The 3,347-nt window shown below is 53.4% G+C and carries 3 protein-coding genes and 1 tRNA gene; 1 reads left to right on the top strand and 3 read right to left on the bottom strand.

Annotated elements, in window-relative coordinates:
* Position 1 precedes the first annotated feature (1 nt).
* The 3 genes from AC3DKE_RS04860 to AC3DKE_RS04850 all read right to left on the bottom strand — a co-directional run bounded on the left by AC3DKE_RS04860 (position 2) and on the right by AC3DKE_RS04850 (position 2,735).
* Positions 2-78: transfer RNA gene (locus tag AC3DKE_RS04860), tRNA-Met, on the bottom strand.
* Between the two features lie 70 nt (positions 79-148).
* Positions 149-1,861, bottom strand: a complete 1,713-nt coding sequence (locus AC3DKE_RS04855; RefSeq protein WP_484216823.1) for a SulP family inorganic anion transporter — start codon at positions 1,859-1,861, stop codon at positions 149-151.
* Between the two features lie 10 nt (positions 1,862-1,871).
* Positions 1,872-2,735, bottom strand: coding sequence for an MBL fold metallo-hydrolase (locus AC3DKE_RS04850; protein ID WP_411729922.1), 864 nt, complete (start codon positions 2,733-2,735; stop codon positions 1,872-1,874).
* Between the two features lie 92 nt (positions 2,736-2,827).
* On the opposite strand from AC3DKE_RS04850, the gene AC3DKE_RS04845 reads away from it, so the two are divergent.
* Positions 2,828-3,178: an ArsR/SmtB family transcription factor gene (locus AC3DKE_RS04845; RefSeq protein WP_379072326.1), complete on the top strand. Its 351-nt coding sequence runs from the start codon at positions 2,828-2,830 to the stop codon at positions 3,176-3,178.
* The last annotated feature ends 169 nt before the right edge of the window (positions 3,179-3,347 follow it).

The following is a 3,347-nucleotide window of genomic DNA, read 5'->3' as shown; positions in this document are numbered from 1 at the left end:
ATGGTGGCTACAGCTGGACTTGAACCAGCGACCCCAGCATTATGAATGCTGTGCTCTAACCAGCTGAGCTATGTAGCCAAATAGGCGGCGAATGTTAGGATTCAGCGTGCATGCTGTCAAGCCGCTGCACGCATCAATTGGCTAAAAACTACGCGTTTGCTGATTTTTTCTGCGTTAGGGCATCGACTGCAGCTTGCGTCGATAAATGTACCCGCGCCATCGTCAAAGTTTTGAGTAGTGAGGTGGTCGCTAAATGGTCCATTACGGGGCCTTTCACTTCAGCTAAATGCAGCACAACACCAGCATCCTTTAGGCCGTGAGAAATACTTTCTAGCATCTCTAGGCCGCTAGCATCGATTTTGGCCACGCCCGATAAAACAAGCACAACATTTCTCAGCTCATTGGTATTAGCGACCAAATCCATGAGGTGGCTTTCGATCGCAGGCGCATTGGCAAAGTAGATATTTTCATCAATGCGAATGAGCAGTAACGCAGGCCAAGTACTGACTTGGTGGCGTTTAATATTGCGGTAATGCTCTGTGCCTGGCACTTGCCCAACTACAGCAATGTGTGGGTCGCTGGTACTTTGTAGGTAGAGGCCAATGGCCAGCGCCATGCCGATAAGTAGGCCGGGTTCGATGCCAAATGCTAATACACCGATGATGGTGCCGAGCTGAGCAATGCCATCGCGGCGATCATAACGCCAGGTGCTGAATATACTTTTGAAGTCGATGAGCTGAGTTACGGCAACCACGACGATGGCGGCGAGCACGAGCTTCGGCAATGGCGCTAAGGCATCGGTCAAGGCAAAGGCAGCGAGCGCGACCCAAGCGGCGGTGATGATGGCGGCGAGCTGAGTGCGTGCGCCGGCATCGAAGTTGACCATCGAGCGTGAAAATCCACCGGCAACAGGCATGCCACCGCACAGCGAAGCACTGATATTGGTTGCGCCAAGTGCCAGCAACTCTTGATCAGGATCAACACGTTCGCGCCGGCGTATCGCTAAAATACGCGCGACAGAGAGGCTTTCAACATAGCCAATGATGGCGATAAGCAATGCCGAGCCGATCAATCCTGTCCAGCCGTCTAGCCACAAAAAGCTGATAGATAGTTGCGGCAGGCCTTGCGGGATATCACCGACGATGGCGACATATTGTGCGCCATCAAAATGAGCGGATAGGGCTAAGGCCAGCACGACGATGATTAATGGCATCATGCGTACTGCCAAGGTGGAGCGGCTGGCGGACAGGCCTAAGGCGCTAAGCCAAGCGCTGAGGCGATAGCGCCCAACCAGCAAGAGCCCGAGGGTGGCGCAGGCCGCGATAGCGACAACTGCGCTTGTGCCAGTTAGGCGAGGGAAAATATCGACCATAAAGCCGAAAAAGGCGGCGTGACGATCGCCGGAGACGCCCGTAAGTGCGGGGATTTGCGTGCCAATAATAGTGATCGCTGCTGCCGTACTAAAGCCGCTAAGCACTGGATGACTAACGAAGTATGACAGCCAGCCCAAGCGCAGTAGACCAAAGAGCAGCAAAAATCCGCCCGACAGCAGCGCTAACCAAAGCGCGCCGGCGAGCGCGCGGCTGCTATCGCCATCGGCAAATTGTTGTAGCGCGCTAGCGACCATGACCGCAGCGACTGCGACTGGGCCAACAGCAAGCGTGCGGCTACTGCCCATTAGGGCATAAATTAGCGGCGGCAACACACTAGCGTAGAGGCCGACTTCTGGCGGTAGGCCGGCGAGTAGGGCGTAAGCTAGCGCTTGAGGCACCAGCAAAATTGCCGTGATGGTGCCGGCGAGGGCGTCATCGCGTAGATCGGCGCGCCGATAGTGTTGTAGCCAGCCTGGCAGTAGGCGCATAGAGCCCGCCTTAGAGTGCGTTGAGTGGCAGTTTTAGGTAGGCAACGCCGTTATTTTCAGTGGGTGGGAAATGACCTGCACGAATATTGATTTGGATGGCGGGCAAAATCAGTGTTGGCATGCCCAGTGTGGCGTCGCGCTTGCTGCGCATTTCGACAAACTCGGCCTCGGTGGCACCATCGTGAAGATGGATATTGCTCGCGCGCTGATCGGCTACGGTCGTTTCCCAGCTTGCCTCGCGTGATGCTGGCGGATAGTCGTGGCACATATAGAGGAGGGTGTCGTCGGGCATGCTGAGAATGCGCTGAGCTGATTTATAGAGTGTTTTTGCATTGCCGCCGGGGAAGTCGCAACGCGCCGAGCCAACATCGGGCATAAACAGTGTGTCGCCAACAAAAACTATTTTATTGTCAATAACATAGGCCATGTCTGCAGGTGTATGGCCGGGCACATGAATGGCTTGCGCTGGAATATCGCCGATCATAAAGTTTTCGTCGGGATGAAATAAATGACCAAATTGTGAGCCATCTAAGGCAAAATCAGCATCTAAGTTAAAAATCTTTTGAAACACGCCCTGCACTTGGCGAATGGATTCCCCGATGGCGATGGTGCCACCAAGATGCGTCTGTAAATACGGAGCTGCCGACAGGTGATCCGCATGAGCATGCGTTTCGAGCAGCCATTGCACCGTTAATGTGTGCTCGTGGACGAAGGCGATAAGTTTATCGGCAGATTCAGTGTGCGTGCGACCCGCCTTCGGATCATAGTCAAGCACGGAGTCAATGATGGCGCAGGCGCTTCCTGCTCCAGCATGAACGATGTAGCTAACGGTGCTGGTTGCAGTATCAAAAAATGAGGCGACTTGAGTAGACATCTTGAGTTCCTTAAATTCTACAAATTTCGATACTATTGACGAACAATCTACTTGTCAATAAAGTGTTTGTTAGGCGTCTTCATGAGGTTGCTATGGAAACTCATCTATCACCGCAAGCTTTCACGATGCTGCGCGACTCCGCCACCAAGGCCTGCAATTTACTCAAAGTCATGGCAAATGAAGATCGCCTGCTCTTGCTCTGCCAACTAACGCAGGGTGAGCGTAATGTCGGCGAGCTTGAAGCCTTATGTGGCATACGCCAACCCACGCTATCACAACAGCTTGCGGTATTGCGCGAAGAGGGTTTAGTAAACGCCCGCCGCGAAGGTAAGTACATCTTTTATAGCCTAGCCAGCGCGGAAGTTATTTTAGTGATGAACACCATGTCGAGCCTGTACTGTGGTCGCGTGCTAGCTGATATGAAGCGGCACGGTACCCAGTAACAGCGACCTAGCCAAGGGAGATAAGGTGATGAGTACGTGGACACAGCTGAATGCAGAAATGGCAGTTTCCGAGCAATTAGCCGCTCATGAGCTAAGTGAAATTTACGCCGCTGGTTTTCGCAGCGTTATTTGTAATCGCCCAGATGCAGAAGGTGGCGATGCCCAGCCT

It is taken from the genome of Paraperlucidibaca sp. (genome assembly GCF_982810325.1).
This window is presented reverse-complemented; position numbering and strand designations above follow the sequence as displayed.